This window comes from Kribbella sp. CWNU-51 (assembly GCF_054073265.1).
Map to the genome: position 1 here is coordinate 138,209 of NZ_JBSXMZ010000060.1, position 25,999 is coordinate 164,207.

Consider the following 25,999-nt stretch of genomic DNA (forward strand, 5'->3'; position numbering starts at 1 on the left):
TTGCCTACGGTCGGAAGGTGGACCGGTAGCGGGAGGGGCTGAGGCCGAAGGTGGCGCGGAAGCGGCGGCTGGCATGGCTCGGGTCGTGCCAGCCGACCATCGCGCCGACGGTCGCGATCGGCAGTTCGGTCTCGATCAGCAGACCCGCGGCCCGCTCGGCGCGGAGGCGGTCCAGGTAGGCCATCGGGGCGATCCCCGCGGTCCGGCCGAACAGCCGGACCAGATACCCGGGAGCGAGGTGGACGAGCGCGGCGAGCCGGTCCAGCGTCCACGGCTCGTCGATGCTTGCCTCCAGCAAGCGCATCGCCTGCTGGACCGCCGGATGAGCCGGGTACGACGCTCCTCCGCCGGGCACCAGGGCGCCGGACAGCAGCCCGAAGACGTCCGGGCCGAGATAGGCGTTGCGCACCACCAGGCCGGCGCAGTCGGTGTACCCGTGCCACTCGCCCGGCCCGCAGCACGACGACCGAGTCGGGCCGGAGCGGCACCTCGCCGGCGGCCGAGAGGTGCGTACCCCGGCCGGCGACGACGACCGCGATCTCGAAGAACGCGTGGCTGTGCGGCGCGACATCGGCCACCAGCTCGAGCCGCTCACCGGCGACCGGAAGACGCTGGTCGGGGAACACCTCGCTGCTCAGAACGTTGTGCACGCGCACCTCACAGGTCAAGATCGGTCAAGTCTTGGTCAACCACTGCCTGTCATCCACAGCCGGCACGCCGCAGGCTGGAAGTACCTTCCCGGCAACGGATTTCGAGGAGCACACCGATGACCACGACCGACCCTACGGCACCCGCCGTACTGGATGAAGAGACCATTTCGGCCTATCGTCGCGACGGCGTGGTCCGGATCCGGAACATCATCAGCACGGAGGAGGCGGCCCGGTTCCGCGATGCCGCGATCGCGGCGAGCGCGTCGGCGGACGACTACGCGAACGGGTCGCCGATCTTCAAGCAGCACGTCAACGTCTGGCGGGACGACGCCGTACTGCGGGAGCTCACCCTCGACCCGCGGCTCGCCGCGGCCGCCACCGCGCTGGCCGGGGTGCCGGTGCGGATCTGGCACGACCAGCTGTTGATCAAGCCGCCGCACAACGGCGCGGCAACCGAGTTCCACCAGGACGCGCCGTACTGGCCGCACGCCGGGTCGCGGGCCTCGCTGTCGGCCTGGGTCGCGCTGGTCGATGTACCGGTGGAGCGCGGGTGCATGACGTTCATCCCCGGCTCGCAGCGACACCAGGATCTGCGCAGCCAGGATCTGGCCGACCGGGACGACATGTTCCGCGCCGCGCCCGACCTGCGCTGGGAGGAGCGGCTGACGATCCCCCTGCGGGCGGGCGACTGCACCTTCCACAACGCCTACCTGGCCCACTCCGCGACGCCGAACCACACCGACGATCCGCGGATCGCGCACGTCGCGATCTACATCGACGCGGCCACCACGTACACCGGTGTCGGCCACGTCGTCACCGACGGTCTCGGCCTGACCGTAGGCGAACCGTTCGATGACGAACACTTCCCGCGGGTCTGATACTTCACGTGATGACATAAGTTGTCAGAGTGCCGCTGCTGACCGACATCCGCCCGCTGAAGGAGTCAGCGGATTTCCGCCGGTTGTGGGTCGGGTCGACGGTGTCGCAGCTCGGGCAGCAGATGACCGCGGTGACCGTGTCGATCCAGGTGTACGCGCTGTCGCACTCCACGTTCGCGGTCGGGCTGGTCGGGTTGTGCTCACTGGTGCCGCTGATCGTCTTCGGCCTGTACGGCGGGGCGATGGCCGACGCGATCGACCGGCGTACCCTCGCGCTCGTCTCGTCATCCGGACTGTGGCTGCTCTCGATGATCCTGGTGCTGCAGTCGCAGCTGCACTGGAACCAGGTGTGGATCCTGTACGCCGTCGTGGCCTGCCAGTCGGCGTGCTTCGCGGTGAACAACCCGGCCCGGTCCGCGATCATCCCGCGGCTGATCCGGCCCGAGCTGCTGCCGGCCGCAAACACGCTCAGCCAGGCCGCCTTCAACCTGGGCTTCACCGCCGGCCCGCTGCTCGGGGCGGCGGTGATCGCGTGGCACGGGTTCGCGGCGGCGTACCTGGTCGACGTGATCACGTTCACGGCGGCGCTGTACGCGCTGTTCCGGCTGCCGCCGGTGCCGCCGACGGGACTGGTCCGGCGGGCCGGGCTGCGGTCGGTGCTCGAGGGGTTCACGTTCCTGCGGGCGGCGCCGGCGCTGCTGGCGACGTTCCTCGCGGACATCCTCGCGATGGTGTTCGCCCAGCCCCGCGCGCTGTTCCCGGCCGTGGCGGGCGCGTTCTTCGCCGGTGGCGTTCGGACCGTCGGTGTCCTGCAGGCGGCTCCGGCGCTCGGCGCGCTGGTCGGCGTGCTGTTCTCCGGCTGGGTGAGCCGGGTGCGTCGTCAGGGCGTGGCGATCGTCGTCGCGATCACGGTGTACGCCGCGGCGGTCGGGCTGTTCGGTCTGTCGCGCACGATCTGGCTGGGTGTCGGGCTGCTCGCGATGTCGGGGGCGGCCGACATGGTGAGTTCGGCGTACCGCAACACCATCCTGCAGTCCGCCGCTCCGGACGCCATGCGTGGGCGGTTGCAGGGTGTCTTCATCGTGGTGGTGGCCGGCGGACCGCGCCTGGGTGACTTCGTCGCGGGTACGGCGGCGTCCCTCACCACCCCGACGATCGCGCTGCTCGGCGGCGCGACCGTCTGCATCGTCGGCCTGCTCATCCTGCTGGCCCGCAACCGGCCCTTCCGCGAGTACGACTCGCAGGTCCGCGCGTTGCGCTAGCCGCCCGTCACCAGCTTCTTGAGCACGGTCGGCCAGGAGTCGACGTCCGGGTCGATCTGCTGCATCGGCTGGTCGTCGACGGTGACGATCTTGCGGTCGCCGAGCGGCTTCTTCAGCTTGATCGCGGTGAGCGAGACCTCGGTCGCGGGCGGGCACGGCGAGTCGCTGTCGACCAGCACGGTGATCTTGTCGTCGCCCTCCTCGACCCGCAGATCCCCGTTGCACTCAATGCTGGTCCCGATGAGCAGGTCGGCCTCCTTGTAGTCCGGCGCGTTCTGGATCCACGGGAGGTAGGTCGGGTGCTTCTTCCGGACCAGCTGGTAGGACTGAACCGGCTGCGGCTTCGTCTCCTCGGTCGTTCCGGTGCCGTCGCCGAAGAAGCTGCCGAAGATCATGTTGATGCACGGGTCCTTGGCGTCCTTGCCATCGCCCTCGACCGCGCCGAACGCCCGGGCGGCGATGTGGCAGCCGTTCGCCTCCCGGTTCAGGGACACGTTGAAGCCGATCAGGGCGACCGCGCCGACCACCATCGCGGCGGCGAGCATCCGCCGCGACCTGATCTGCTGCGGGCCGAGCACGCCGGCCGCCCGCTGAGCCTCGTCCTGGGTCGCCTGCGGGTCCACCGGGTGCTGGCGGAACAGCGCCAGGATCGAGCTGGTCCACTGCGGATTGATCAGGGTCGGAACGGCATAGACCAGGATCAGCACCACGATCACGGCGACGGCGGGGAGGAGCGCCCAGTAATTTCGCACGGCAGCAAGATACGGGGCCATCGGGCCGCGCCCGAAAAACGGATACTCTTCGGAGGTGCCCGCGGAGACCTCTCAGACGCTCGACCGGGGACTCACTGTCCTCGAGTTGCTGGCGGACGCTCCGGACGGTCTCTCGATCACCGAACTGGCAGCCGCGCTGGGAGTCAGCCGGACCGTCGTCTACCGCCTGGTGAACACCCTCGAGCTGCACCGCCTGGTCCGCCGTGACAGTGAAGGCCGGGCCCGTCTCGGTCTGGCCGTGCTGCATTACAGCCGGCGCGTGCAGCCCACTCTGCGTGATGCGGCGCTGCCGGTCCTGCGATCACTCGCTGAGGACACCGGTGCGACGGCGCACCTGACCGTGGCCGATGGCGATGAGGCGCTGGCGATCGCGGTGATCGAGCCGAGCTGGACCGATTTCCACGTCTCCTACCGGATGGGCTCCCGCCATGCCCTCGACCAGGGCGCGGCCGGGAAGGCGATCCTGGCCGGACGCCGCAAACCCGACCCGGCCGGGCGGCCGTTCGTGGTCACGTCGGGGGAGTTGCAGGCCGGCGCGCAGGGCGTGTCGTCCCCGGTCCTCGGCGTACCGGGCGTCGAAGCCTCGATCGGCGTCGTCGTCCTCGGCAAACTCGACCGCGACTTCGTCGGCCCCCGAGTGGCCCGCGCGGCGGTGGAGGTCGCCAAGCGTCTCGCCTAGTTCTTCGTGGCCGCCTCGACCAGGGGCAGCACTCGATGCGGGATCTGTTCGGCCAGCGCGATCACTGTGGATGCTCGTTGGATGCCGCGGACGATGACGACCTGGTCGATCACCCGCTGGAGGTCCGCGTTCGAGCGGGCGACGATCCGGCACCACAGGTCCTCGGCGCCGGTGATCGTGTGCACCTCGAGCACCTCCGGGATCCGGGCCAGCGCCGCCGCCACGGCCGTGTGGCCCGAGCCCTGCTCGATCTGCAGCGTCGCGAACGCCGTCACCGGATAGCCGATCGCGGTCGTGTCGATGTCCGGCCCCCAGCCGCGGACGACACCGTCACGCTGCAGCCGGTCGAGCCTGGCCTGCACAGTGCCTCGCGCGACCCCGAGCCGCCGCGACGCCTCGAGTACGCCGACCCGCGGCTCGGCCGCGAACAGCCCCAGGATCCGGGCGTCCAGCGCATCCACCGACATGGCACCTCCCGCAGTGGTCAGGCTGACCAAATAGTCCAGCAGTCACCCCAGCATACTGAACAACCTGCGCAATGAAACAAGGAACTGTTGCGCAACCTGCCTCCCCACCACGAGGCTCGGTGCACGCATCCGAACCGGGAGGATCACGATGACCAGCACCGACCTCACCCCCGCAGAGCTCGACGCCGATCTCGACCTCGACCAGCTGAAGCAGCTCGTCGGCCTGGTGCCGTACGACGAGAGCACCGACCCGTTCCCGGTCACCGCGATGGACGCGGTGGTCTTCGTGGTCGGCAACGCCACCCAGACCGCGAAGTACTACCAGCTCGCCTTCGGGATGGACCTGGTCGCGTACTCCGGCCCCGAGACGGGCAGCATGGACAGCAAGGCGTTCGTCCTGAAGGCCGGCTCGGCCCGGTTCGTCATCACCGGTGGCGTCAGCCCCAAGAGCCCGCTGCTCGAGCACCACCGCAAGCACGGTGACGGCGTGGCCGACCTCGCGCTCGAGGTGCCGGACGTGGACAAGTGCGTCGAGCACGCCCGCAAGCAGGGCGCCGTCGTACTGGAGGAGCCGAACGACGTCTCCGACGAGCACGGCACGATCCGGCGGGCCGCGATCGCGGCGTACGGCGACACCCGGCACACGCTGGTCGACCGGAGCAAGTACGACGGGCCGTACCTGCCCGGGTTCGTCGCGGCGACCACGCAGGTGACCCGGCCGGCGGGGCACCCGAAGCGGCTGTTCCAGGCGGTCGACCACGTCGTCGGCAACGTCGAGCTCGGCAAGATGGACGAGTGGGTCGGTTTCTACAACAAGGTCATGGGCTTCGTGAACATGGCCGAGTTCATCGGCGACGACATCGCCACCGACTACTCCGCGCTGATGAGCAAGGTCGTCGCCAACGGCAACCACCGGGTGAAGTTCCCGCTGAACGAGCCGGCCATCGCGAAGAAGAAGTCGCAGATCGACGAGTTCCTCGAGTTCTACGACGGCGCCGGCGTCCAGCACATCGCGCTCGCCACCAACGACATCCTGCGGACGGTCGACATCATGCGGGCGAACGGGGTCGAGTTCCTCAACACGCCGGACTCGTACTACCAGGACCCGGAGCTACGGGCCCGGATCGGCCAGGTCCGGGTGCCGATCGAGGAACTGCAGTCCCGCGGCATCCTGGTCGACCGCGACGAGGACGGCTATCTGCTGCAGATCTTCACCGCGCCGGTCGGCGACCGCCCGACCGTCTTCTACGAACTGATCGAGCGGCACGGCTCGCTCGGCTTCGGCAAGGGCAACTTCAAGGCCCTGTTCGAGGCGATCGAGCGCGAACAAGAGCGCCGGGGCAACCTTTAGGAGTGCCGGCCACCCCTGAAGCTTGCCGATAGCAACTGCACACGGCGTGTCGCCGTCCGATTACCGGAATGACTGTCGGGGCAGGGGCTGTTCGCGTAGTGTGCCTTCCTGAGTGTGCGTCGGGGCGCATGCTCAGGAAGGGTTTCGTCATGAAGACTCTGGGCATTCTGCTCAGCACCGTGGGCCTGGCCGGGGTGGGCGCGATCGCCCTCGCCGCGACACCGGCCCAGGCGGCCGAAGCCGCGAGCTGTTCGGGCGCGAGATCCATTTCGTCGGCGCCGATGCTGCGCGATCAGAGACCACCCAGCTGGGGCACGGTCCGGCTGGTCCGGGACAGGTGTTCGCAGTACTGGGCCGAGATCACCATGGCATCGCCGGTGGTGGCCAACGCGAAGGCCAACGCCTTCCTGATCCAGTACGGCGGCGCCAACAGTGGTCGCGTGCTCAGCTGTGACACCAGCGGCGGCAACGGCGCGGTGGTCCAGGGCCAGCGCACCTGCCGGACTCCGAAGGTCAAGTCGGCCGACGGCTCTGTCACCTTCGCCGCGATCGGCCGCGAGTTCCACAACTACGGCGGCGGCTACGAGGAGATCTCGGAGAACGCCACCAAGCGCACCCGCTGAGCCCGCTCACCCGGTGGGGTGACGCGTGGGGTGATCTTCCGGAAGCGGACACCGTTACTGGCGCGTCACGTCGGAGGCAGCTACTAGGCTCGCAGTATGAGTGACGTTGTCGAGCAACTGCGCCAGGCGTTACCTCCCGAAGCGCTGGTGACGGATCCGGACCGGATGGAGAGTTACCGGTACGACCGGGCGATGTTCTGCCCGGCCGGGATGCCGCTCGCCGTCGTACTGGCCCGGGAGACCGCGCATGTGCAGGCGGCGGTGAAGATCGCGGCGGAGGCCGGCGTACCGGTGGTGCCGCAGGGTGCCCGGTCCGGGCTGTCCGGGGCGGCGAACGCGCTGGACGCCTGCATCGTGATCTCGCTGGAGAAGATGGACAAGGTGCTGGCGATCGAGCCGGTCGACCGGTACGTCGTCACCCAGCCCGGCGTCTACAACGCCGTACTGTCGCGGGCCGTCGCCGAGCACGGGCTGTTCTACCCGCCGGACCCGTCCAGCTGGGAGTTCTGCTCGATCGGCGGCAACCTGTCGACCAACTCCGGCGGTCTGTGCTGCGTGAAGTACGGCGTGACCACGGACTATGTGCTCGGCCTGGAGGTCGTACTCGCGGACGGCCGGGTGCTGCGGACCGGCCGGAAGACTGTCAAGGGCGTCGCCGGGTACGACCTGGCCAAGCTGATCGTGGGCAGCGAGGGGACGCTCGGCATCATCACCGAGGCGACGCTCGCGTTGCGTCCGCAGGCGGCGAAGCCGCGGACGATGGCGGCGCTGTTCGGCTCCGGCGTCGTGGCGGGCGAGGCGATCCTCGAGATCATTCGCAGCGGGGTCTCGCTGAGCCTGCTGGAGATCATGGACCGGACCACGATCCGCGCCGTGAACAAGTACAAGCGGATGGATCTGCCGGACGACGCCGCGGCGATGCTGATCGCGCAGTCCGACGCGGGTGGCGAGGCCGGTGCGGCCGACGTCGCCGCGGTGGCGAAGCTGTGCCGCGACCACGGTGCGCTGGAGTGCATCGAGGCGGAGGACGACGCCGAGGGCGAGCTGCTGCTCGAGGGCCGGCGGGCGGCGCTGACCGCGCTCGAGCAACTCGGGACGACGATGATCGACGACGTCGCCGTGCCCCGGTCGCGGCTGGCCGACTTCATCGGCCGGATCGAGCAGTTGTCGGCCGAGCTGGACATCACGATCGGGGTGCTGGGGCACGCCGGTGACGGCAACATGCACCCGACGGTGGTCTTCGACCAGACCGACCCGGACCAGGCCGCGCGGGCACAGCAGGCGTTCGACCGGGTGATGGAGATCGGGCTCGAGCTCGGCGGCACGATCACCGGTGAGCACGGTGTCGGCGTCCTGAAACGGACCTGGCTGGTCGAGGAGATCGGCCCGGTCGCGATCGACGTGCACCGCGCGATCAAGGCCGCCCTGGACCCGAAGAACATCCTGAATCCCGGCAAGGTCGTGGCCGGGTAGCGGCTGTGACTCAACCGCAACGGAACTGCCGAGGCCATTCGACGTCCATGCCCGTCGACTGTGACGTCCGGCCAGCACTATGGAAGGTAGTTGTCTGAATCTCCCGGGGGAATCGATGAGGCAGGGTAGGAGGCGCCCTATGCGCACGCGGCCTTCGGGACGTCGGTGGCCTGCCGCGCTTCGCCGTACCGCGATCCCTGCCGTCGCAGCTTTCGTCGCCCTGACCGTCCTGTCCGCCTGCGCGAACGGCGGCGGCCTGCGGGTCGAGGGGGCCGAGGCGCCCCCGGCCAGCCCGACGCCGTCCATCGCCCTGGGCACCAACGGCGTGCAACCGGAGCCCAAGCTGACGCCAGAGGTGGCCGTCGACCTGGGCCAGGTCCGGGTCAAACTGCTCGCCGACAAGCACCTGCCGCAGTACGCGCGGAGCGTGCTGGAGAAATGTACGGTGATTCCGCGTTGCCTCAGCCGGGGTAAGACCGTTGATGTTATGCACAGCGGTACTCCTCAGCAGATCGTCTTCATCCACACCCTGGAGAATTTCGTCTTCGGTTTCTTCCTGATCGCCGTCGAGCCCTCGGGCCCGCGACCGATCTGGAGCCTGAAAGCCGATCTGCCGACGGTCAATGCCAGCCCGCAGGGTGAGTTGGTCGTCGAGTCGAAGATCTTCACGATCGACGACAAGGTCTGTTGCCCGTCGGGCGGGCGGATCGAGGTCTACCGTTGGGACGGCCGTCAGATGGCCAAGGTGAGCTCGACCGACCAATAAGGGAGACTGAAGTTCGGTGGTACCGGAAGAACCGGCAGCGCGCATTCTCATGGTCGAGGACGACGCGGTGATCCGTGAGGCGACCCAACTGACCCTCGAACGCCACGGGTACGACGTGACCACGGCCGAGGACGGCCTGGAAGCGATCGAACGATTCGAGAAGATCCATCCCGACGTCGTGATGCTCGACATCATGCTGCCCGGGCTGGACGGGATCTCGGTGTGCCGCCGGGTCCGGGAGACCAGCACGGTCCCGATCGTGATGGTGTCCGCCCGCGGAGACGCGCTCGACGTCGTACTCGGGCTGGAGGCGGGCGCGGACGACTACGTGACCAAACCGTTCGACACGCAGGTCCTGGTGGCCCGGCTGCGGGCGGTGCTGCGGCGGGCGGTGTCCGATCCGGAGCGACCGACTCCGACGGCCGGCTCGGGAGTGGAGTCGTTCGGCGACCTCGAGCTGGACCGCGAGGCCCTGGAGGTACGGCGTGGTGGGTCGACCGTCCAGCTCACACCGACCGAGCTCAAGCTGCTGATCGAGTTCGCCAACAACCCGGGTGTCGTGCTGAGTCGCTCCACCCTGCTGCAGCGGGTCTGGGACTACGAGTGGGGTGGCGACGGCCGCCTGGTCGACGTCCACCTGCAACGGCTGCGGACCAAGATCGGCGCGGACCGGATCGAAACGGTCCGCGGATTCGGATACAAGCTGCGGGCCTAGGAGTGGGTCTCCGTGGCAAGCTCGGGCTGATCTTCCTGCTGGTCTCGGCGCTCGCGATTCTCGTGCTGTGTGTCGCGGTCTACACCCAGGCGCAGTCGGCCCGGCTCGACCGCACACGCAGTTTCGCGGACGAGCGGATCCAGCTCGCGGCGCAGAACTACGACACCAACGACGTCCCGGTGCTCGGGGCGAAGTTGGACGACCCCGATCTGCCGCCCCAGTTGCGCGAGGCGGTGCTGGAGGGCAAGCGGGCGACGTTCAAGACCGGGTCGCCGCGCGCGAAGATGTGGGCGGCGGTCGGGGTCAAGGACGGCAAGATCCTCTCGATCGAGCAGGACTACGAGACCAGCGACGACTCGATGAAGGCGCTGCAGCAGGCGCTCGTCCTCGGCGGGTTCGGGACGGTCGCGCTGGTCGCCCTGGTCAGCGTGATCCTGGCCGGCAGCCTGTCCAGGCGGATCGTCGCGGTGGCCGGGACGGCGCGCCGGATCGCGGCCGGCGATCTGGACGCGTCGGCGGCCGAGGCGGTCGGCAAGGGCAAGGACGAGGTGCAATCGCTGGCCGCCGCGCTGGACACGATGGCCAGCTCATTGCGTGGTCAGCTGGAGGCCGAACGGCGGTTCACCGCCGACGTCGCGCACGACCTGCGGACTCCGGTGACCGGGCTGACCACCGCGGCCGAGTTGCTGCCCGCGGGGCGGCCGAGCGAGCTGGTCCGGGACCGAGCCAAGGTGCTGCGCCGCCTGGTCGAGGACCTGCTGGAGATCGCCCGGTTCGACTCCGGTGTCGAGCAGGCCGACCTCGAGCTGGTCGGCCTTGGGGCGTTCGTCGGTTCCGCGGTCGGCCGGCTGCGGATGCAGCAGGCGCTTCCGCCGGACAGCGTGGTGGTGCATCAGCTCGGTCCCGACGTCACCGTGTCCACGGACTCGCGCCGGGTTGAGCGCATCCTGGCCAACCTGATCGTCAACGGGCTGCGCCACGGTGCGCCGCCGGTCGAGGTCACGGTCAGCGGCCGGACCGTCGAGGTGGTTGACCACGGCAACGGTTACCCGGAGGAGTTGATTGCCGAGGGCCCGCGTCGGTTCCGGTCCGGGATGGCCGAGCGCGGAGTCGGGCACGGCCTCGGCCTGACCATCGCGGCGGGCCACGCCAAGGTGCTCGGGGCCGAGCTGACCTTTGGCGCGTGCGCCGGTGGTGGTGCGCTGGCCCGGCTGGTCCTGCCGGCAGGACCTGAGACGGACTCGTAACACAAGCATTCACGACGCGACCGCGCCGCCAAGACCGCGAGCGTCACCATCACCAAGTAACCACAACACTTTCAGGGGTTGGCCCCTGAAAGTGGGGGTTTGGCGTTTAGTGGGTGCCGTAGACGTTGAGTTCCGCGGCGGATCCGAAGACCGCGCCGTTGAGTGAGCTGGTGCCGACGAGCTTCACGAACCGTCCGGGTTTGGCGGCGAAGTCCAGCCGTTGCGTCGCCGTCGTGTTCGGGAACTCGCCGGTCGCGACCGGCGTACCCCAGTCCTGGCCGTCGGCGCTGACGTAGAGCTCGTAGCCCTTGAACATCCCGTTCGTCCCGCTCTGCCGTGGCAGGTAGCTGAACCCGTCGACCTGGTACGTCGATCCGAGGTCGAGCGTGATGTGGTGCGGGAAGGTCGCCGGCGTCGGCACCTCCGACCACGCCGAATGCCACAGCGTGCTGGGGTTTCCGTCGAGCGCCGACGTCGCCGCACCGCCCGTGGCGACGTCCTCACTACTCACGTCCGCCACCGTGATCCGGGACTGCGGCACGATACCTGGCGGCAGAACGGTCGCCTCGGCACTGATCGTCGACTGACCACCCGTTGCCGTCAGCACGTACTTGCCTTCCGGCGTGCCGGCCGGCGGGGTCACGTCCCACTTGGTCGTCACACTGGCGCCGGGGGCAACAGTCGCGTGGGTGGCCGGAGTCGTCGCCGCGACGGTCCAGCCTTCCGGAGCAGTCAATCCCAGCGTGATGTTGTTCGCGGCAACGACATCGTCGTTGGTGAACGTGGTGACTACCGTGTTCGCCTCACCGGAGACGAGACCGGTCACACCGGACACCCCGACCGAAGTACAGTCGGCCGGCTCCGACGTCGTACCGAGGTCGGTGACGGCGAAGTTGTCCATGATGAAGTCCGCCTGGTCACCGCCGTCGGACAGTTTGCGCAGGCCCACCCAGTAGTCGCCGCCGCATCCGGCCACGAACGCCTGGCTGAAGGCCGCCTTCGTCCGCTGCTCGCCGATCGGCGTGGACTTGACCTCGACCGAGTCCGGCCGGTCGACGCCCTGGACCCACGCATACTGGCCGGCCCGACCGCTGGCGTAGTCGAAGCTGACCTTGTACTTGTGGCCCGGCTGGAAGTTCACCGTCCACGGCGCGGTTCGATAGACCAGCCCTTGGTTCTCCTCATGGGACTTGAGCGACCACTCACCGTCGAGGACGTCGTCGACGAGCTTCCCGTTCCAGCCGGCCTGCGTGTACGGCGCGTGCTTGCGAGCGAGCACGGTCCGTGGGTCGGTGACCCCACCGGCATCGCCCTTCACGAACGGTCCCCAGCCCTGGTCCACATTCTCGAAGTCGTCGACAAGTCCGGCGGCCGGACGCTTCGTCTCCACCACGCGGACATCGTCGATGCGAACCTTGGCGGCCCCGCCGGCCGCGCTGATGCTGAGGTCGGCACTGTCGCCCTTGGCATCGAAGACGACGCGGGCTCGCTGGTAGTAGGCGCCCTGTTTGTCGTCGGAGGCGACCATGTTCTGGGCGGTCGATCTCGTCACCACGTTGCGTACGCCGTCGACCGTCAGCGTGGTCGGTCGGGACTTGCCCGGTTCGACCTCGATCCAGGCCGAGGCGCTGTAGATGCGGCCGCGGGTGAGGCCGGTGATCCGCTGGCGCAGCGACGAGGTCTTGCTGCCGAGCGATGCGACGTGTTGGCCGTTGGCCAGCGTGTCGATCGTCGCGCCGCCGGTGGCGTTCCACGCGGCGAGGTTGCCGGCGTTGAAGCCGGGGTCCTTAAGGTGCGCGCTGTCACCCCAGTTCGCGCTCCGCGGTGACGGCGCCGCGTCCGGGTAGATCACGTACGGCTGACCGGCGGTCGCGTCGAGACTGATCGCGCCGTTGTGCACAGGTGCGGACGCGACCTTGACCCGGCCGTTGTCGGTCAGCTTGTAGACCGAGAACTTCGGTACGCCCGCGAAGGCCGCCGGGAGCTGCCACGTCGTCCGGCCGCCGGCCGGGTTGTAGTGGTAGAGCTTCTTGTTGTTGTCCCAGGGCAGCAGGTACTTGTCGCCGTCGAGCACCTTCGCGGCACCGACGTACACGGTCCGCTTGCCGTTCTCGACCGCACCGCGGACGCCACCGGTGAAGGCGATGTCGTTGCTGTTCCAGTCGGTGATCTTCTGCTGCTGGAGGAACTTCGCCGGCAGGTTCCGCCGCCAGATGTTGGCGTAGAAGGCGTTCCAGTCGGTCTCGCCGGTCCAGCCCTCGAACTCGACGATGGCGGACTGGCCGAGGATCGGGTCGTTGTTCCAGACGTCCTTCTCGTGGTTGCGGACGAACCGGATGATCTGGCTGTTCAGGCCCTTGTTCGTCGGACCGCCGTAGTCGAGGTCGTTGGCCCAGTGCGACCACAGCGAGGTGCGCTCGTGCCGGTCGGCCCACTCGGTCGCGATCTGCCAGCCCTGTCCGGCCAGCTGCCGGGTCAGGCCGTCGGCGAGCCAGCCCGACTGGTAGTACACGTCGATGTAGAGCTCTTGCAGGTTCTTGTCGGTCTCGTCGCGGAGTTGCTGGAACCGCTTGACGATGTTGCCGGTGGCAAGGTCAGGGCGCTGCTTGATGTAGTAGCTCTGGTTCAGCCAGTTCCAGCCCTTGGAGTTCTTGTCTACCAGGTCCTCGCTGAACGCATTGGCCTCCGGGTAGGACTCGGTCGCGTTCACGTGGACGCCGAAGGCGGCGTTCCAGGACTTGCCCTGCTTCAGCAGCGTGTTCAGGTCGGTCAGGCCGCCGGCGCGGGTGTTGTAGTTGCCACCGTAGTCCGGGTGAGCCGAGTCGTGGCCCTCGGCGCCGTACCCCTTGAGGAGGGCCATTTGGCCGAGCCCGTCGGTGGCCAGGGAGATCCGCTTGACGTCGTCGAGCGTCCGCAGGAACGGGTGCGTCGCCTGGCTGGCGAAGTTGAACGGGATGTGCGTGACGACCCGGTCCTTGACCTGGTCGCCGCCCTGCGGCTCGGTCATGATCGAGCGGAACGCGATCGCGCCGTCCTGCCAGTCGACGGTCTGGTCCTGGTTCGCGTCCGGCGTCACCACGACCTTGCCCAGGGCAACGGCTCGGTGTACGGCGAGGTGTCGGCGCGGTAGGTCCACTGACCGCTCCACACGCCGACACGGGTGCTGCCGTCGGCTGCCTTGCGGGCTTGGTGCCAGAACCGGGCGCCGTCGTCGACGGACTGGCCGGAGGGTTTGTCGTAGACGGAGTTCGACTCGATGCCGGCGGCCAGACCGCTGGTGTTCACGAACGCGTACGCCGCTCCCGTCGCGGATGGCTCGGCCGGGGTCGCCGCGGTGACGGGCGTGATCTTGTCCGCGGTGCGAGTGGAGTCCGGGTCCAGCGTGGTGAAGGCGGTGGTCGCCCCGGCGTCCGTACTCGCGACGGACACCAGGTCCTGATCAGGGATGTCGATGGTGTGCACGCGGCTGGTCTCGGTGTCGCGGACCGCGTCGATCGCGAACGTCGTCACCCGGCCGCTCACGCTCAGGCTCGCGTCCAGCTCTACCCCGGGCAGCGCGTCGAACGCCAAGTGGTACGACGCTCGCCCGCCACTGACCGTGGGTGGCGCGGACAGGTGCGCCGTCCGGGCCACTCCGTCGATGGTGACCGTCGAGATCGCATCCGGCTGGCCGCCGAGAGCCTGGCCGGAGGCATTGTCGACGTACTTGATCACCCGCGGGAAGTCGGCTCCGACGGTGACCGTCAAGTCGTTCGACCGAAGCGTCAGATCACCGGCGGCGTGCGCACCCACAGGCACGCTCAACACGCCGGCAGCCATCGCTACAGTCAGTACTCCACACCCCACTGAAGGTTTCATGCGCAGAAAGTTCGCACGTAACCGCTAACACGTCAAGAGAAACGAACACTTATGAACAGGTTTGCTCAGGAGAGGATCGTGCCGGTGACCTCGCCGAGGCCGAGGCGGGTGCCGTCGGCAGCCGTGGCCCAGGCGGTGATCGTCACCTTGTCGCCGTCCTCGAGGAAGGTGTGCTCCTTGCCGTCCAGGACGAGCGGCTCACGCCCGCCCCAGGTGAGCTCGATGAACGAGCCCCGCTGGTCCTTCGCCGGGCCGCTGACCGTGCCGGACGCGTACAGGTCCCCGGTCCGGACCGAGGCGCCGTTCACGGTCAGGTGCGCCAGCATCTGCGCCGGCGACCAGTAGATGTCCTTGTACGGCGGTGAGCTCACCAGCTGGCCGTTCAGATAGACCTCGAAGGTGATGTCGTAGTTCACCAGGTCGTCGCTCGCCAGGTAGGGGAGGACTGGCGGATCCTGCGCCGGAAGCGGGACGGCTGCGGCCTCGAGGGCCTCCAGCGAGACGACCCACGGCGAGATGGACGTGGCGAACGACTTCCCGAGGAACGGTCCCAGCGGCACGTACTCCCACGCCTGCAGGTCGCGCGCGGACCAGTCGTTCACGAGCACCACGCCGTACACGTGCTCGCGGAAATCCCGCACGGACACCGGCTTCCCGAGTGCGGACGGCGTACCGACGACGTAGCCGAGCTCGACCTCGATGTCGAGGCGCTGGGACGGACCGTACGTCGGAGCGGGCGCGTCGGGCGCCTTGCGCTGACCCGACGGGCGGACGATGTCGGTGCCGCTGGCAACGATCGTGCCGGACCGGCCGTGGTAGCCGACCGGGAGGTGTTTCCAGTTCGGCAGCAGCGGCTCGGAGTCCGGGCGGAACAGCCGGCCGAGATTGGTCGCGTGCTGCTCGGAGGCGTAGAAGTCGACGTAGTCCCCGACGTCGAACGGGAGCTGCATCGTGACGGCGGACTGCGGGATCAGGTGTGGCTCGACGGTGTCCCGGTCGTTCTCGTTGCGGACGAGCTCGAGCAGCCAGTTGCGGGTCGCGCGCCAGGCCGGGCGGCCGAGCGCGAGAAAGGCGTTCAGCGTCGGCTCGGCGAACAGTTGTGCGCCGTCCAGCATCTGCGCGGACGCGAGCGGCGCGAGATCGATCACCTGGTCACCGATCGCGGCACCGACCCGCGGGTCCTCGTCGCCGTGCCGGAACACGCCAAGCGGCAGGTTGTCCGGCCCGAACGGCGAGTTCGGCGGCATGTCGATCCAGGTCATGAGGGCCCCTCCAGCAGGTTCAGCGCGGTCAGGTCGTGGCGGGGTTCCTCGATACTGCACGAGCCGAACGAGGTGAACCAGCGGCGCGTGCTCACGGCCTGGTCCTCGGACAGTTCGCGGGCCCGGTCGGCGAGCGCGTCACCGTCCCGCGACGCCAGTACGGCGGCCAGTTCGTCCTGTGAGGCGCCGTCGAGAGACGCCCGGGTGGCGAGTAACACGTTCAGGAACCCGTGATGCTCGAACCCGGTGCCGGCCGCGGTATGTCGGACTGCGTTGTGCAGCCCGGCCGTGCACTTGAACGCGACCTCGCGATCCAGACAGGCGGTGATGAACGCCGCGACCTGGATCTCCGACGGGAACAACGCCGCATCGAGCCCGCCGGTCCGCAGCTTGGCGGCGTACCCGGCATCGGCGACGACGTCGAGTGCGCGCTCCCACGCCCCGTCCAGACCCACTTCGACGTACGCCGTCTCCTCGTCGAGGCAGTCGTCACACGCGCGGACCACGCGCAGCGCGTTGCGGGACAGGTCGTCCTCGTTCCGCAGCCGGACCTCGATCGCCTTCACCTCGACGTCGTGGGACCGGTCGCCGTACCGGACCGCGGGCTCGATCCCGCCGGCGCCGCCGGTGATCACGACGGCGACCTCGAGCGGGCCGGCGCCGTCGCGGGCGGCCTCCGCGGAGACCTTCACCAGGTCCTCGTCGGTGCACACGAACGGTCCGACCAGATCGGCGTACGGCGCCCGGCGGTGCGCGCGGTGGGCGGCGACGGCCTCGGCCAGCGGCAGGTCCCCGGGCGGGAACATCGATGCGTCGTCGACCAGGTGCCGGAACAGGGCAGGGACGGTTGACATGGCCCTGAGCCTAACGGATGCTTTCGGTAAGCGGACGCATGCGTCCGATAATCGGATGGACTGTGAGAAGTCCGGGAGCAGGGGTCATGACGTTCTACCGGCAGGTCGGCCAGGTTCCACCGAAGCGGCACACGCAGTTCCGGAAACCGGACGGCGGGCTGTACTACGAGGAGCTGATGGGGGAGGAGGGGTTCTCATCGGACTCGTCGTTGCTGTACCACGCCGGCGTCCCGTCCGCGATCGTGGACTCGCAGGTGTGGGACCTGCCCGACCTGGCCACCGTGGCCAATCACCCACTGACCCCGCGGCACCTGAAACTGCATGACCTGTTCACCGACACCTCCAAGAGCAATGCGGTCGACGACCGCCGGCTCGTCCTCGGGAACGGCGACGTCCGGATCTCGTACGTCGTCGCCGAGCAGCCGTCGCCGTACTACCGCAACGCCATCGGGGACGAGTGCGTGTACGTCGAGAAGGGGTCGGCGACCGTGGAGACGGTGTTCGGGGTGCTGAACGCGGTCGAGGGCGACTACGTGATCATCCCGCGGGCGACCACGCATCGCTGGCTCCCCGGCCCGAACGGTGTGCACGCGTATTGCATCGAGGCGAACAGCCACATCGCGCCGCCGAAGCGGTATCTGTCCCGCTACGGGCAGTTCCTCGAGCACTCGCCGTACTGCGAACGAGACCTGCACGCGGCGAGCGAGCCGCTCGTGGTCGAGGACACGGACGTCGAGGTGCTGGTGAAGCACCGGGGCAGCGGTCCCGGTGGGATCGTCGGCAGCCGGATGACGTACGCGACGCATCCGTTCGACGTGGTCGGGTGGGACGGCTGCCTGTACCCGTACACGTTCAACGTGAGCGACTACGAGCCGATCACCGGGCGGATCCACCAGCCGCCACCCGTCCACCAGGTGTTCGAGGGCATCAACTTCGTGGTCTGCAACTTCGTCTCGCGGAAGGTGGACTACCACCCGCTGTCGGTGCCGGTGCCGTACTACCACTCGAACGTCGACTCCGATGAGGTCATGTTCTACTGCGGCGGCGACTACGAGGCGCGGAAGGGGTCGGGGATCGGACTGGGCTCGATCTCGCTGCACCCCGGTGGGTACGCGCACGGGCCGCAGCCGTCTGCGATCGAGGCCTCACTGGGCGCCGAGCGGTTCGAGGAGCTCGCGGTGATGGTCGACACGTTCCGTCCGCTGGAGCTGGGCGAGGGCGGTCAGGCGGTCGACGACGGCGTCTACGCCTGGACCTGGGCCGGCCGCCGCAGCTCGTAGGCCTGGATCGTGTGGGATTCTTGACCGGTGAGTGAGCACGGGGAGGCGGCGCGGACCTTTGTCGTCGGCGTCGATCGGGATGCGGTGCTGCGCCGGCGCGAGATCGTCGCGAAGGTGCAGCGGCGCGGCGCCTGGGTGACGCTGGTGATCGGCGCCGTGGGCATCGTCGCCGCGCTCTACGCGGTGTTCGCGTTCCGTGGTGCGGGGATGTGGCCGTTCGCCGTGTTGTTGATCGCGGCAATGATCCCGCTCGTGCTCAGCACCGTCCTGGCGCTGCGGCTCCAGGCGGAGCGCCAACGCTGGTACGCCGCCAACGAGCTCCAGCCGGTCGCCATGCGGATGTCGCCCAAGGCGCTGGAGCTGGCTTGCGAAGGAGCGGCGTACCCGGTCGTGCTGCCGTGGTCGACGGTCCGCGGCTTCCGGCAGGAGAAGCTCTTCGGTCAGTACGCCCTCGAGCTGGACCTTGCTCCAGGCGTCGGCGCCACCACGGCCGGCGTCCGTGGCCTCGACCAGCCCGCGGTCCGGACCGTCGTGAAGCCCAATCCGCTCCTGCGCCCGACCGGCCTGTATCTGGTCAAGTCGCTGGACCAGCCGGTCCACGTCATCGACGAGGCCCTCAAGCACTTCTCCGGGGGCACCGCCGGCGTCCGTCGCTAGCGGCTAGCAGGGCAGGCTCTGGTAGGTGTAGCCCAGCTTGGTCAGTTTGGTCAGGGCGCTGTCGAGGGCTGCGACGGTTTGGGAGCGGTTGCCGCCACCGTCATGCATCAGGATGATCGCGCCCGGCCTGGCGCCGCGGAGGATCTCGTGCTCGATCTTCGCCGTGCCCGGCTTGGTCCAGTCCTCGGTGTCGACATCCCACAGGACCTGGCGCTGATGCAAGGCGGCCGCGGTCGCCTCGATCTTGGCGTTCGTGGCCCCGGTCGGCGGGCGCAGGCATTTCGATTTCACGCCGGACGCGATCTCCTGCCGCATCTTCGCCTCCGGCAGGAGGGTCAGCGTCTTGTGGTCCCAGGTGTGGTTGCCGACGTGGTGACCGGCGGCCCGTTCGAGCGTGACCAGCTCCGGGAACTGCGCCACCTGGATGCCGAGCACGAAGAACGTCGCGTGCGCCTTGTGCTTGCGCAGGACCTGCAGCACCTTCGGCGTCCACTCGGGCTGCGGTCCGTCGTCGAACGTCAGATAGAGGACCTTGCCGTGCGCGGTCAGGTTCCAGTCGTCCGGCGCGGTCGTCGGCGTGATACTGCGCTGGGACGGGTGCGGCGGTTTCCGCGGCCCGACCGATGTGTCTTGTTTGTGCGTGATCGGCGGACTCAGCGGTCCATGCGCCGAGGCGGCCTGGAGGACGGGCGCGGCGCTGGTGATCGAGTGGTCGGACGGCTTGGCGGCCTGGGCGAGGACGGCACCGCAGAGCAGGGCGGCGACCAACGGCAGGATCTTGCCGGGCGGCTTGGTCATGACCGGCATCCTCTCGCGTCGGCGGGGCCATCCGGACATGGGGTCCGGGGTGTGTCGGCCTTAGGGTGACCAGATGCCGGGGACCCCGGCGCAGGCAGCAGCGACCACACGTGAGGCGAATGATGACGGACAGCGGTGAGCGCACGACGATGACGAGGCGAACTGTGATCGGCGGTGCCGCGGCGCTGGCCGCGGCCGGGTTCCAAGCGGTGCCCGCGTACGCCGGCCACGGCGATGGCGGCAGCGGCAAGGCGGTCCGGCTGACCGTGATGGGTACCACCGACCTGCACGGCAACGTCCTGAACTGGGACTACTTCAAGAACGCCGAGTACGACGACGCCGCGCACAACGACATCGGCCTGGCCAAGATCTCCACCCTGGTCACCGCGGTCCGGGACCGGATCGCCGCCGAGCGGCACGCGCCGGGCCCGCTGATGCTCGACGCCGGCGACACCATCCAGGGCACCCCGCTGGCGTACTACTTCGCCCGGATCGAACCCATCACCGGCGGGCATATCCACCCGATGGCGGCCGCGATGAACCAGATCGGGTACGACGCTGCGGCGCTGGGCAACCACGAGTTCAATTATGGGCTCGACATCCTGCGCAAGTTCCAGCGGCAGTTGCGGTTCCCGCTGCTCGGGGCCAACGCCCAGGACTGGACCACGGGCCTTCCGGTCTTCCCGCCGTACGTGCTGAAGCGGGTGCACGTGCCGGGCGAGAAGCCGATCACGGTCGGCATCCTCGGCCTGACCAATCCGGGCATCGCGATCTGGGACAAGGCGAACGTCGACAACACAAGGTCAAATTCGGCGGCATCGTCGAGCTGGCCAAGCTCTGGGTCCCACGGGTCCGCAAGGCCGGCGCCGACGTGGTGATCGTGTCCGCGCACTCCGGCATGGACCTCTCCTCGTCGTACGGCGACGCCCTGCCGTACCCGGAGAACGCGTCGGTGCTGATGGCCGAGACCGTCCCCGGCATCGACGCCGTGCTCGTCGGGCACGCGCACCTGGAGATCCCGGAGCGCCTCGTCACGAACACGACCAGCGGCGAGCAGGTCGTGCTGACCGAGCCGCTGAAGTGGGGTATGCGGCTGTCGCTGATCGACCTGGATCTGCAGAAGGTCCACGGCCGCTGGAAGGTCGTCGGCCGGCACAGCCAGGTGCTGAACGCGAACACGGTCGACGCCGACCCGAAGGTGGTCGCCGTCCTGCAGAAGGACCACGACAAGGTCGTCGAGTACGTCAACGGCAAGATCGGCACCTGCAAGGAGGCGATGTCCGCGGCGACCGCGCCGTGGGAGGACACCGCCGCGCTGGACTTCGTCAACTTCATCCAGGCCGACGCGGTGTCCAAGGCCCTGGCCGGTACGCCGCAGGCCTCGCTGCCGGTGCTCGCGATCGCCGCGCCGTTCAACCGGGCGGCCGCGATCCCGGCCGGTGACGTCTCGGTGCGCGACGTGGCCGGGCTCTACATCTTCGACAACACGCTGCTCGCGGTGACGATGTCGGGTGCGCAGGTCAAGGACTACCTCGAGTTCTCCGCGCAGTACTTCAAGCAGGTGACCGGCACCGGGCCGTTCCCGTCCGACCAGGTCACCAATGCCCCGACCCCGACCGCACCGACCGGTACGCCGGACTACAACTACGACATCATGGGCGGCCTGTCGAAGCCCCTGACCTACAAGATCGACATCGCCCAGGCGGTGGGGTCGCGGATCACGGACCTCGCGTACGACGGGGTCGCGCTGGCCGCCGACCAGCAGTTCGTGGTCGCGGTCAACAACTACCGGCAGTCCGGCGGCGGCAACTTCCCGCACGTCAAGACCGCGCCGGTCGTCTACAACCGCCAGGTCGAGATCCGCCAGTTGATGATCGACTACGTCACCAGCACCGGCACGGTCGACCCGGCCGCCTTCCACACCGTCGACTGGTCCCTGGTCTCGAACGGTGCCCCCATCGTCGTGAACCCTTGACGTAAGAAGTCGCGCCGCCCGGACACAAACCGGGTATGACGCGATTGCAGACGATGACCCCGGTGGGGTCGGGGGAGGCCGGCGAAGTGCTCGAGCCTCCTCCCGACCTCCGGCTGACCCGTTTCGAGAACCTGTTCACCGGTCACCACGACGCCGTACTGCGGTACGTCGTACGGCGGCTCGACATCCGCGAGGACGCGGCCGACTTGGTGGCCGAGACGTTCCTGATCGCCTGGCGGCGGCTGGACGACGTACCGGCTGCGCAGGCACTCCCCTGGCTGTACGGCGTGGCCCGGCGGGTGCTCGCAAACCATCGCCGCGGCGAGACACGGCGGCACGGGCTCGCCGACAAGCTGCGGGACGACCTGCGGGCGACGCCGGTGCTCGTCGTCGCCACCGTCGTTGCGGCCGCCGCGATCACCATCGTCGAACTGCCGGGTGACTCCCGTCACGAGGCCCTCGGCCCCGCGTTGTCGTTCACGCCCGAAGGGAACTACCTGAGGGTGCGGATCGTCGATCCGCTCGCCGACACCGCGCGCTACAACAAGGAATTCAAGAAGCGTCATCTGAACATCACGCTCAAGCTGCTGCCCGGTTCGCCCTCGGTCGTTGGTCAGGCTCCCGCGGCCATGTTCGGGCCGGACTCGCCCGACATCGAACAGAGCGAGGATCCGGCCGGATGCGTGCAGGCCGGGACCTACCCGTGCGTCCCGCAGTTCCTGATCCCGAAGGACTACTCCGGCGACGCGGCCCTGGTCGTCGCCCGTGCCGCGCGGCCTGGTGAGGATCTGTCGTTCTCCGGGGCCATCGACGGTCGTGGCGAGGCCCTGCAGGGCGTGAAGTACAAGAACCTGCGGGTCGGGCAGGTCCTGGCGATCCTCAAGCAGCGCGGCTACACCGTCCCCGAGTACCGGCTCACCGTGGGCAACACTGTGACCACACCCAAGACGGTGCCGGCGAGCTACTTCGTCAAGGGCGGCTTCCTGATCAGAGACAAGGACGTGGTCCTCAAGGTCGCGGCCAAACGCTGAGACATCCGCAGGCCTTGACCAAGGGTTGCTGCGGGCAACGGTCGTGTTCGGGCCGGCGGCGGTGGCGATCGTCGCCGTCCTGATCCCCGATCGGCCCGGGGGCGCCGGTCAGGTGAGGGTGACGCCGGCCGCGCGGAGTTCGCTGAGTGCCTGTTGCGTGGTGGCGGGTGCGACTCCGGCGGTCAAGGTGGTGAGGACCGTCGTGGCGAAACCTGCGTGGTGGGCGTCCAGAGCGGTCGCTCGGACGCAGTAGTCGGTGGTGAGTCCACAGATGTCGACCTCGGTGACACCCTTGGACCGCAGCCAGTGCTCGAGTTCGTGGCCGCCTTCGTGGGCTTTGCCCTCGAAGCCCGAGTAGGCGGCCGCGAACTCGCCTTTGTTGAAGATCGCGTCGAACGGCTGCGGGTCCAGGTTCGGGTGGAAGCTGACGCCGTCGGTGCCGGCCACGCAGTGCCGCGGCCAGGAGTCCAGGTAGTCGGGGTGGTCGGAGAAGTGCTCACCCGGGTCGATGTGGTGATCCCGGGTCGCCACGACGTACGCGTACTGCCGGTCCGCCGGGTCGTCCTCGTGCCACTTGTGCAGCAGTTCGCCGATCCGGAACGCGACATCCGCTCCGCCGCTGACCGCCAGACTCCCGCCCTCGCAGAAGTCGTTCTGCACATCAACCACGATCAGTGCGCGGGCCATCGCGACGCTCCTTTGCCAGGTGTCCTAGGCCAACGGTACAAGCGTTCCCGCCCACAGACCCCGGATTGCGGGCCGTCGGTGGGTCACCCGGCCAGCAGTTGACCTCCGGTCACCCGCACGATCTCGCCCTGGATCGCGGTGGTCCGCGGCGAGGTGAGGAACAGGATCGCGTCGGCCACATCGGTGGTGTCCGGCAGTTTGCGGGCGCTGAACCCGGCCGCGATCCGGTCGAGCGCCGGCTTGGGGATGACCCGGTGCTCGCCGTTCTCCAGGGTGATACCAGGCATCACGAGGTTGACCAGGACGCCGTCCCTCCCGAGGTCGTGCTGCAGCGCGGTGACGAACCCGTGCAGCCCGGCCTTCGCCGCGCCGTACGGCCAGGACCCGGGCAGCGGACGGACAGCCACATCCGTCGTCAGCAGCACGAGGCGACCGTGGGTCGAACGCCGCAGCGCCGGCGCCACCTGCTGCACCAGATGGAAGTTCCCCTCGAGATTGGCCCGCAGGATCGGGGTCCACCACTCCGGCTTGGCGTCCTCGATGTTCTCCGGCCGGTCGTTGAACCCCAGGTTGCCCCAGTTGACCGCGTTCCCCACCACCGCGTCGAGCCCGCCCCACCGCTCGATGGTCGAGGCGGCCGCGGCCGCGATCGTCTCCGGCTCGTTCAGCTCCATCGGTACGACGTACGCCGTACCGCCGGCCGCCTCGATCTCCTCCGCGACCGCCTCGGCCGCGTCCTTCCGGGAGTTGTAGGTGATCGCGACCCGTGCACCTTCGCGCCCGTACGCGACCGCGGTGGCCCGCCCGATCCCCGACGACCCACCGGTCACCAGCACGGCCGCGTCCTTCAGTCCCAGCTCCATGAACCGCTCCTCCACTAACATTTAGTCGGCTAACCAGAAAACTTAGCCGTCTAATAAAACCTCGTCAACCCACCGCGATGACCAGCCGCTGTGAGCCGAGAGTTATCGTGTGCTGGCACACCGTCACAAACGCACGAGTCATGGGCTGGCGCCATCCGCCGGAGCGGCCCTTGGGGGCGCTCATGAAGAAGGCAGTTCTGGCACTTGTCACCACCGCGGCCGTGGTCGCCGCGGCGCTGGTCCCGTCCGGCCGGCCAGTGGTGGCGGCGACGGGTGGCCGGTCGGGCCAGGCCCCGTCGGGGTTCGCCTCGGCCCTGTCCGCGGTCAAGTACCCGACGTGGCAGACCAACGCCAGCGTGAACGCGCTGGCCGTCGCCGGGAACACGGTGTTCGCGGGCGGCCTGTTCACCCGGATCAGGCCGCCGGGCAAGCCGGTGGGCGAGGGGGACGCGGCCCGGAAGTACGTCGCGGCTTTCAATCGGACCACCGGTGCTCCAACGCGGTTCGCCCCGAGTGTCAACGGCCCGGTCTGGAGCATCGCGACCTCCCCGGACGGCAAGTGGGTCGTGATCGGCGGCGACTTCACGGCCGTGAACGGCCAGCCCCGTCAGCGCGTCGCGCTGTTCAACGTTGCCACCGGCAACCTTGTGGCCGGGTGGGATCCGGCGGTCAACTACCGCGTCGCGGCGCTGGCGATCACCGGCAACACCGTCTACCTGGGTGGATCCTTCCGCCGGGTGGGCAAGGTCACCCGCAATCGCCTCGCCGCCGTGGCCCTGAACACCGGCGCGCTGCTGCCGTGGAATCCGGACGCGGACGACGACGTACACGCGATCGACCTGTCCGTCGACCGTACGCGCGTCTTCGTCGGCGGCGGCTTCACGACGTTGAACGGCGCGGATCATCACGCACTCGCCATGGTGAACGCCAGGACCGGTGCCGCGTTCGCGATGCCGGCCGCCGCCGCGATCCCGGCGGAGACGCCGGACTGCGACAGCCGGGTCAAGGACATCGAGACGCAGGGCGACAAAGTCTTCGTGGCCAATGCCGGCAGCGGCATCGGCTGCTACGACGGCGTACTCGCCGCCGACGCGACCACCGGCAAGTTGCTGTGGCAGAACCACTGCCTGGGCGCGACCGAGGCGATCAAAGCCCTCGGCAACTGGCTCTACAAGGGCTCGCATGCCCACGACTGCAGTGGGGACGGCGGCTTCGGCGACAACACCGGCATGCACCACCTGCTGGTGTTGAGCACGTCCACCGGCAAGCTCGGCCCCTGGTTCCCGAACACCGACGCCGGTGGCGAGACCCTGGTCGGGCCGCTGGCGTTCGCGTCCGGCGGCAACGACCTGTGGGCGGGCGGCGACTTCACCGAGGTGAACGGCGTACCGCAGCAGGGCCTCACCCGGTTCACGAATGCTCCGGGGGGTGCGGTGCCGGCCTCGCCAGGTGCGCCGAAGGTCTCGAGCAGCCGCGTGAACAAGGTGACGGTGAGCTTCTCCACGGTGGTCGACCTGGACAACACCTTGCTGACGTACACGGTGTTCCGGGGTAAGACCAGGATCGGCACGTGGTCGCGCTACTCGTACCCGTGGACGGCGCCGACCATCACGACGTTCACCGACAGCCGCCTGAGCAGCGGCCAGACCCTCGGTTACCACGTCGAGGTGACCGACGGCCGCAACGTCCGCAAGGGCAGCGCTGTCGCGGTCAAGGTCCGCTGATCAAATCCGGTGCGACCGCGGCGACGGTGAAATAGGCTGTCGGCCGAGTCGACACTTCGAGGAGTTGGGGATGCCCGGTCAATCGAGCACGCGCTGACCTCAATCGTCATCGCGTGCTGCTTGCGG

At 68.8% G+C, this 25,999-nt stretch carries 25 protein-coding genes; 15 read left to right on the forward strand and 10 right to left on the reverse strand.

Annotated elements, in window-relative coordinates:
* Positions 1-4: 4 nt before the first annotated feature.
* Positions 5-412, reverse strand: a complete 408-nt coding sequence (locus tag ACXC9Q_RS41375; RefSeq protein WP_457062476.1) for a helix-turn-helix domain-containing protein — start codon at positions 410-412, stop codon at positions 5-7.
* A 354-nt stretch (positions 413-766) separates the two neighbouring features.
* Here ACXC9Q_RS41375 and ACXC9Q_RS41380 point away from each other — a divergent pair, with 354 nt between their 5' ends.
* Together ACXC9Q_RS41380 and ACXC9Q_RS41385 are read left to right on the forward strand one after the other, a co-directional pair.
* The gene (locus ACXC9Q_RS41380; RefSeq protein WP_457062477.1) at positions 767-1,528 is read left to right on the forward strand and encodes a phytanoyl-CoA dioxygenase family protein; all 762 of its coding nucleotides are present in this window, start codon (positions 767-769) and stop codon (positions 1,526-1,528) included.
* Positions 1,529-1,557: 29 nt separating this feature from the next.
* Entirely contained in the window at positions 1,558-2,790 is a 1,233-nt protein-coding gene (locus tag ACXC9Q_RS41385) for an MFS transporter (RefSeq protein ID WP_457062479.1), read from the forward strand.
* Here the strand turns inward: ACXC9Q_RS41385 and ACXC9Q_RS41390 are convergent.
* Complete coding sequence (locus tag ACXC9Q_RS41390; RefSeq protein WP_457062481.1) at positions 2,787-3,542, reverse strand: hypothetical protein; 756 nt, start codon at positions 3,540-3,542, stop codon at positions 2,787-2,789. The genes ACXC9Q_RS41385 and ACXC9Q_RS41390 overlap by 4 nt on opposite strands.
* A gap of 55 nt (positions 3,543-3,597) precedes the next feature.
* Here ACXC9Q_RS41390 and ACXC9Q_RS41395 point away from each other — a divergent pair, with 55 nt between their 5' ends.
* Positions 3,598-4,242 carry an IclR family transcriptional regulator gene (locus tag ACXC9Q_RS41395; RefSeq protein WP_132150562.1) on the forward strand — a complete coding sequence of 215 codons (645 nt, stop codon included), beginning with the start codon at positions 3,598-3,600 and terminating at the stop codon, positions 4,240-4,242.
* Here the strand turns inward: ACXC9Q_RS41395 and ACXC9Q_RS41400 are convergent.
* Entirely contained in the window at positions 4,239-4,709 is a 471-nt protein-coding gene (locus ACXC9Q_RS41400; RefSeq protein WP_328523403.1) for an Lrp/AsnC family transcriptional regulator, read from the reverse strand. The genes ACXC9Q_RS41395 and ACXC9Q_RS41400 overlap by 4 nt on opposite strands.
* Before the next feature lie 148 nt (positions 4,710-4,857).
* Between ACXC9Q_RS41400 and hppD the strand changes: the two genes are divergently transcribed.
* The 6 genes from hppD (at position 4,858) to ACXC9Q_RS41430 (ending at position 10,884) form a co-directional block, all read left to right on the forward strand.
* On the forward strand, positions 4,858-6,060 hold the full coding sequence (gene hppD / locus ACXC9Q_RS41405; RefSeq protein ID WP_457062483.1) for a 4-hydroxyphenylpyruvate dioxygenase: 1,203 nt from the start codon (positions 4,858-4,860) through the stop codon (positions 6,058-6,060).
* A 149-nt stretch (positions 6,061-6,209) separates the two neighbouring features.
* Positions 6,210-6,683: a hypothetical protein gene (locus ACXC9Q_RS41410; RefSeq protein WP_457062485.1), complete on the forward strand. Its 474-nt coding sequence runs from the start codon at positions 6,210-6,212 to the stop codon at positions 6,681-6,683.
* 96 nt (positions 6,684-6,779) lie between these two features.
* Entirely contained in the window at positions 6,780-8,156 is a 1,377-nt protein-coding gene (locus ACXC9Q_RS41415; protein WP_457062487.1) for an FAD-binding oxidoreductase, read from the forward strand.
* 139 nt (positions 8,157-8,295) lie between these two features.
* The gene (locus ACXC9Q_RS41420; RefSeq protein ID WP_457062489.1) at positions 8,296-8,922 is read left to right on the forward strand and encodes a hypothetical protein; all 627 of its coding nucleotides are present in this window, start codon (positions 8,296-8,298) and stop codon (positions 8,920-8,922) included.
* A 49-nt stretch (positions 8,923-8,971) separates the two neighbouring features.
* The gene (gene cseB, locus ACXC9Q_RS41425; RefSeq protein WP_457062490.1) at positions 8,972-9,637 is read left to right on the forward strand and encodes a two-component system response regulator CseB; all 666 of its coding nucleotides are present in this window, start codon (positions 8,972-8,974) and stop codon (positions 9,635-9,637) included.
* A 2-nt stretch (positions 9,638-9,639) separates the two neighbouring features.
* Positions 9,640-10,884: a HAMP domain-containing sensor histidine kinase gene (locus tag ACXC9Q_RS41430; protein WP_457062491.1), complete on the forward strand. Its 1,245-nt coding sequence runs from the start codon at positions 9,640-9,642 to the stop codon at positions 10,882-10,884.
* Positions 10,885-10,990: 106 nt separating this feature from the next.
* Here ACXC9Q_RS41430 and ACXC9Q_RS41435 read toward each other — a convergent pair whose 3' ends face one another.
* The 4 genes from ACXC9Q_RS41435 to ACXC9Q_RS41450 all read right to left on the reverse strand — a co-directional run bounded on the left by ACXC9Q_RS41435 (position 10,991) and on the right by ACXC9Q_RS41450 (position 16,858).
* Positions 10,991-14,020, reverse strand: coding sequence for an endo-alpha-N-acetylgalactosaminidase family protein (locus ACXC9Q_RS41435; RefSeq protein WP_457062493.1), 3,030 nt, complete (start codon positions 14,018-14,020; stop codon positions 10,991-10,993).
* Positions 13,957-14,703, reverse strand: coding sequence for a hypothetical protein (locus ACXC9Q_RS41440; protein WP_457062495.1), 747 nt, complete (start codon positions 14,701-14,703; stop codon positions 13,957-13,959). The genes ACXC9Q_RS41435 and ACXC9Q_RS41440 overlap by 64 nt, the downstream gene beginning before the upstream one ends.
* 104 nt (positions 14,704-14,807) lie before the next feature.
* On the reverse strand, positions 14,808-16,004 hold the full coding sequence (fahA, locus tag ACXC9Q_RS41445) for a fumarylacetoacetase (RefSeq protein WP_457062496.1): 1,197 nt from the start codon (positions 16,002-16,004) through the stop codon (positions 14,808-14,810).
* Positions 16,001-16,858, reverse strand: a complete 858-nt coding sequence (locus ACXC9Q_RS41450) for a hypothetical protein (RefSeq protein WP_457062497.1) — start codon at positions 16,856-16,858, stop codon at positions 16,001-16,003. The genes fahA and ACXC9Q_RS41450 overlap by 4 nt, the downstream gene beginning before the upstream one ends.
* 86 nt (positions 16,859-16,944) lie before the next feature.
* On the opposite strand from ACXC9Q_RS41450, the gene ACXC9Q_RS41455 reads away from it, so the two are divergent.
* Entirely contained in the window at positions 16,945-18,138 is a 1,194-nt protein-coding gene (locus ACXC9Q_RS41455; protein WP_457062499.1) for a homogentisate 1,2-dioxygenase domain-containing protein, read from the forward strand.
* 27 nt (positions 18,139-18,165) lie between these two features.
* On the forward strand, positions 18,166-18,795 hold the full coding sequence (locus ACXC9Q_RS41460) for a hypothetical protein (RefSeq protein WP_457062500.1): 630 nt from the start codon (positions 18,166-18,168) through the stop codon (positions 18,793-18,795).
* 3 nt (positions 18,796-18,798) lie between these two features.
* Here the strand turns inward: ACXC9Q_RS41460 and ACXC9Q_RS41465 are convergent, their stop codons facing one another.
* On the reverse strand, positions 18,799-19,593 hold the full coding sequence (locus ACXC9Q_RS41465; RefSeq protein ID WP_457062501.1) for a polysaccharide deacetylase family protein: 795 nt from the start codon (positions 19,591-19,593) through the stop codon (positions 18,799-18,801).
* A 149-nt stretch (positions 19,594-19,742) separates the two neighbouring features.
* On the opposite strand from ACXC9Q_RS41465, the gene ACXC9Q_RS41470 reads away from it, so the two are divergent.
* Genes ACXC9Q_RS41470 through ACXC9Q_RS41480 form a run of 3 tightly spaced genes read left to right on the forward strand, consistent with a single transcriptional unit; the run spans position 19,743 to position 22,599 of the window.
* On the forward strand, positions 19,743-20,471 hold the full coding sequence (locus ACXC9Q_RS41470; protein ID WP_457062502.1) for a hypothetical protein: 729 nt from the start codon (positions 19,743-19,745) through the stop codon (positions 20,469-20,471).
* 2 nt (positions 20,472-20,473) lie between these two features.
* The gene (locus ACXC9Q_RS41475; RefSeq protein ID WP_457062503.1) at positions 20,474-21,568 is read left to right on the forward strand and encodes a 5'-nucleotidase C-terminal domain-containing protein; all 1,095 of its coding nucleotides are present in this window, start codon (positions 20,474-20,476) and stop codon (positions 21,566-21,568) included.
* Between the two features lie 35 nt (positions 21,569-21,603).
* Positions 21,604-22,599, forward strand: a complete 996-nt coding sequence (locus tag ACXC9Q_RS41480; RefSeq protein WP_457062504.1) for an RNA polymerase sigma factor — start codon at positions 21,604-21,606, stop codon at positions 22,597-22,599.
* A 108-nt stretch (positions 22,600-22,707) separates the two neighbouring features.
* Here the strand turns inward: ACXC9Q_RS41480 and ACXC9Q_RS41485 are convergent, their stop codons facing one another.
* Together ACXC9Q_RS41485 and ACXC9Q_RS41490 are read right to left on the reverse strand one after the other, a co-directional pair.
* The gene (locus ACXC9Q_RS41485; protein ID WP_457062506.1) at positions 22,708-23,286 is read right to left on the reverse strand and encodes an isochorismatase family protein; all 579 of its coding nucleotides are present in this window, start codon (positions 23,284-23,286) and stop codon (positions 22,708-22,710) included.
* Positions 23,287-23,369: 83 nt separating this feature from the next.
* Complete coding sequence (locus ACXC9Q_RS41490; RefSeq protein ID WP_457062507.1) at positions 23,370-24,149, reverse strand: SDR family NAD(P)-dependent oxidoreductase; 780 nt, start codon at positions 24,147-24,149, stop codon at positions 23,370-23,372.
* A gap of 182 nt (positions 24,150-24,331) precedes the next feature.
* On the opposite strand from ACXC9Q_RS41490, the gene ACXC9Q_RS41495 reads away from it, so the two are divergent.
* Positions 24,332-25,873 (forward strand): fibronectin type III domain-containing protein, encoded by a 1,542-nt coding sequence (locus ACXC9Q_RS41495; RefSeq protein WP_457062509.1) that lies wholly within the window; start codon positions 24,332-24,334, stop codon positions 25,871-25,873.
* Positions 25,874-25,999: the final 126 nt, after the last annotated feature.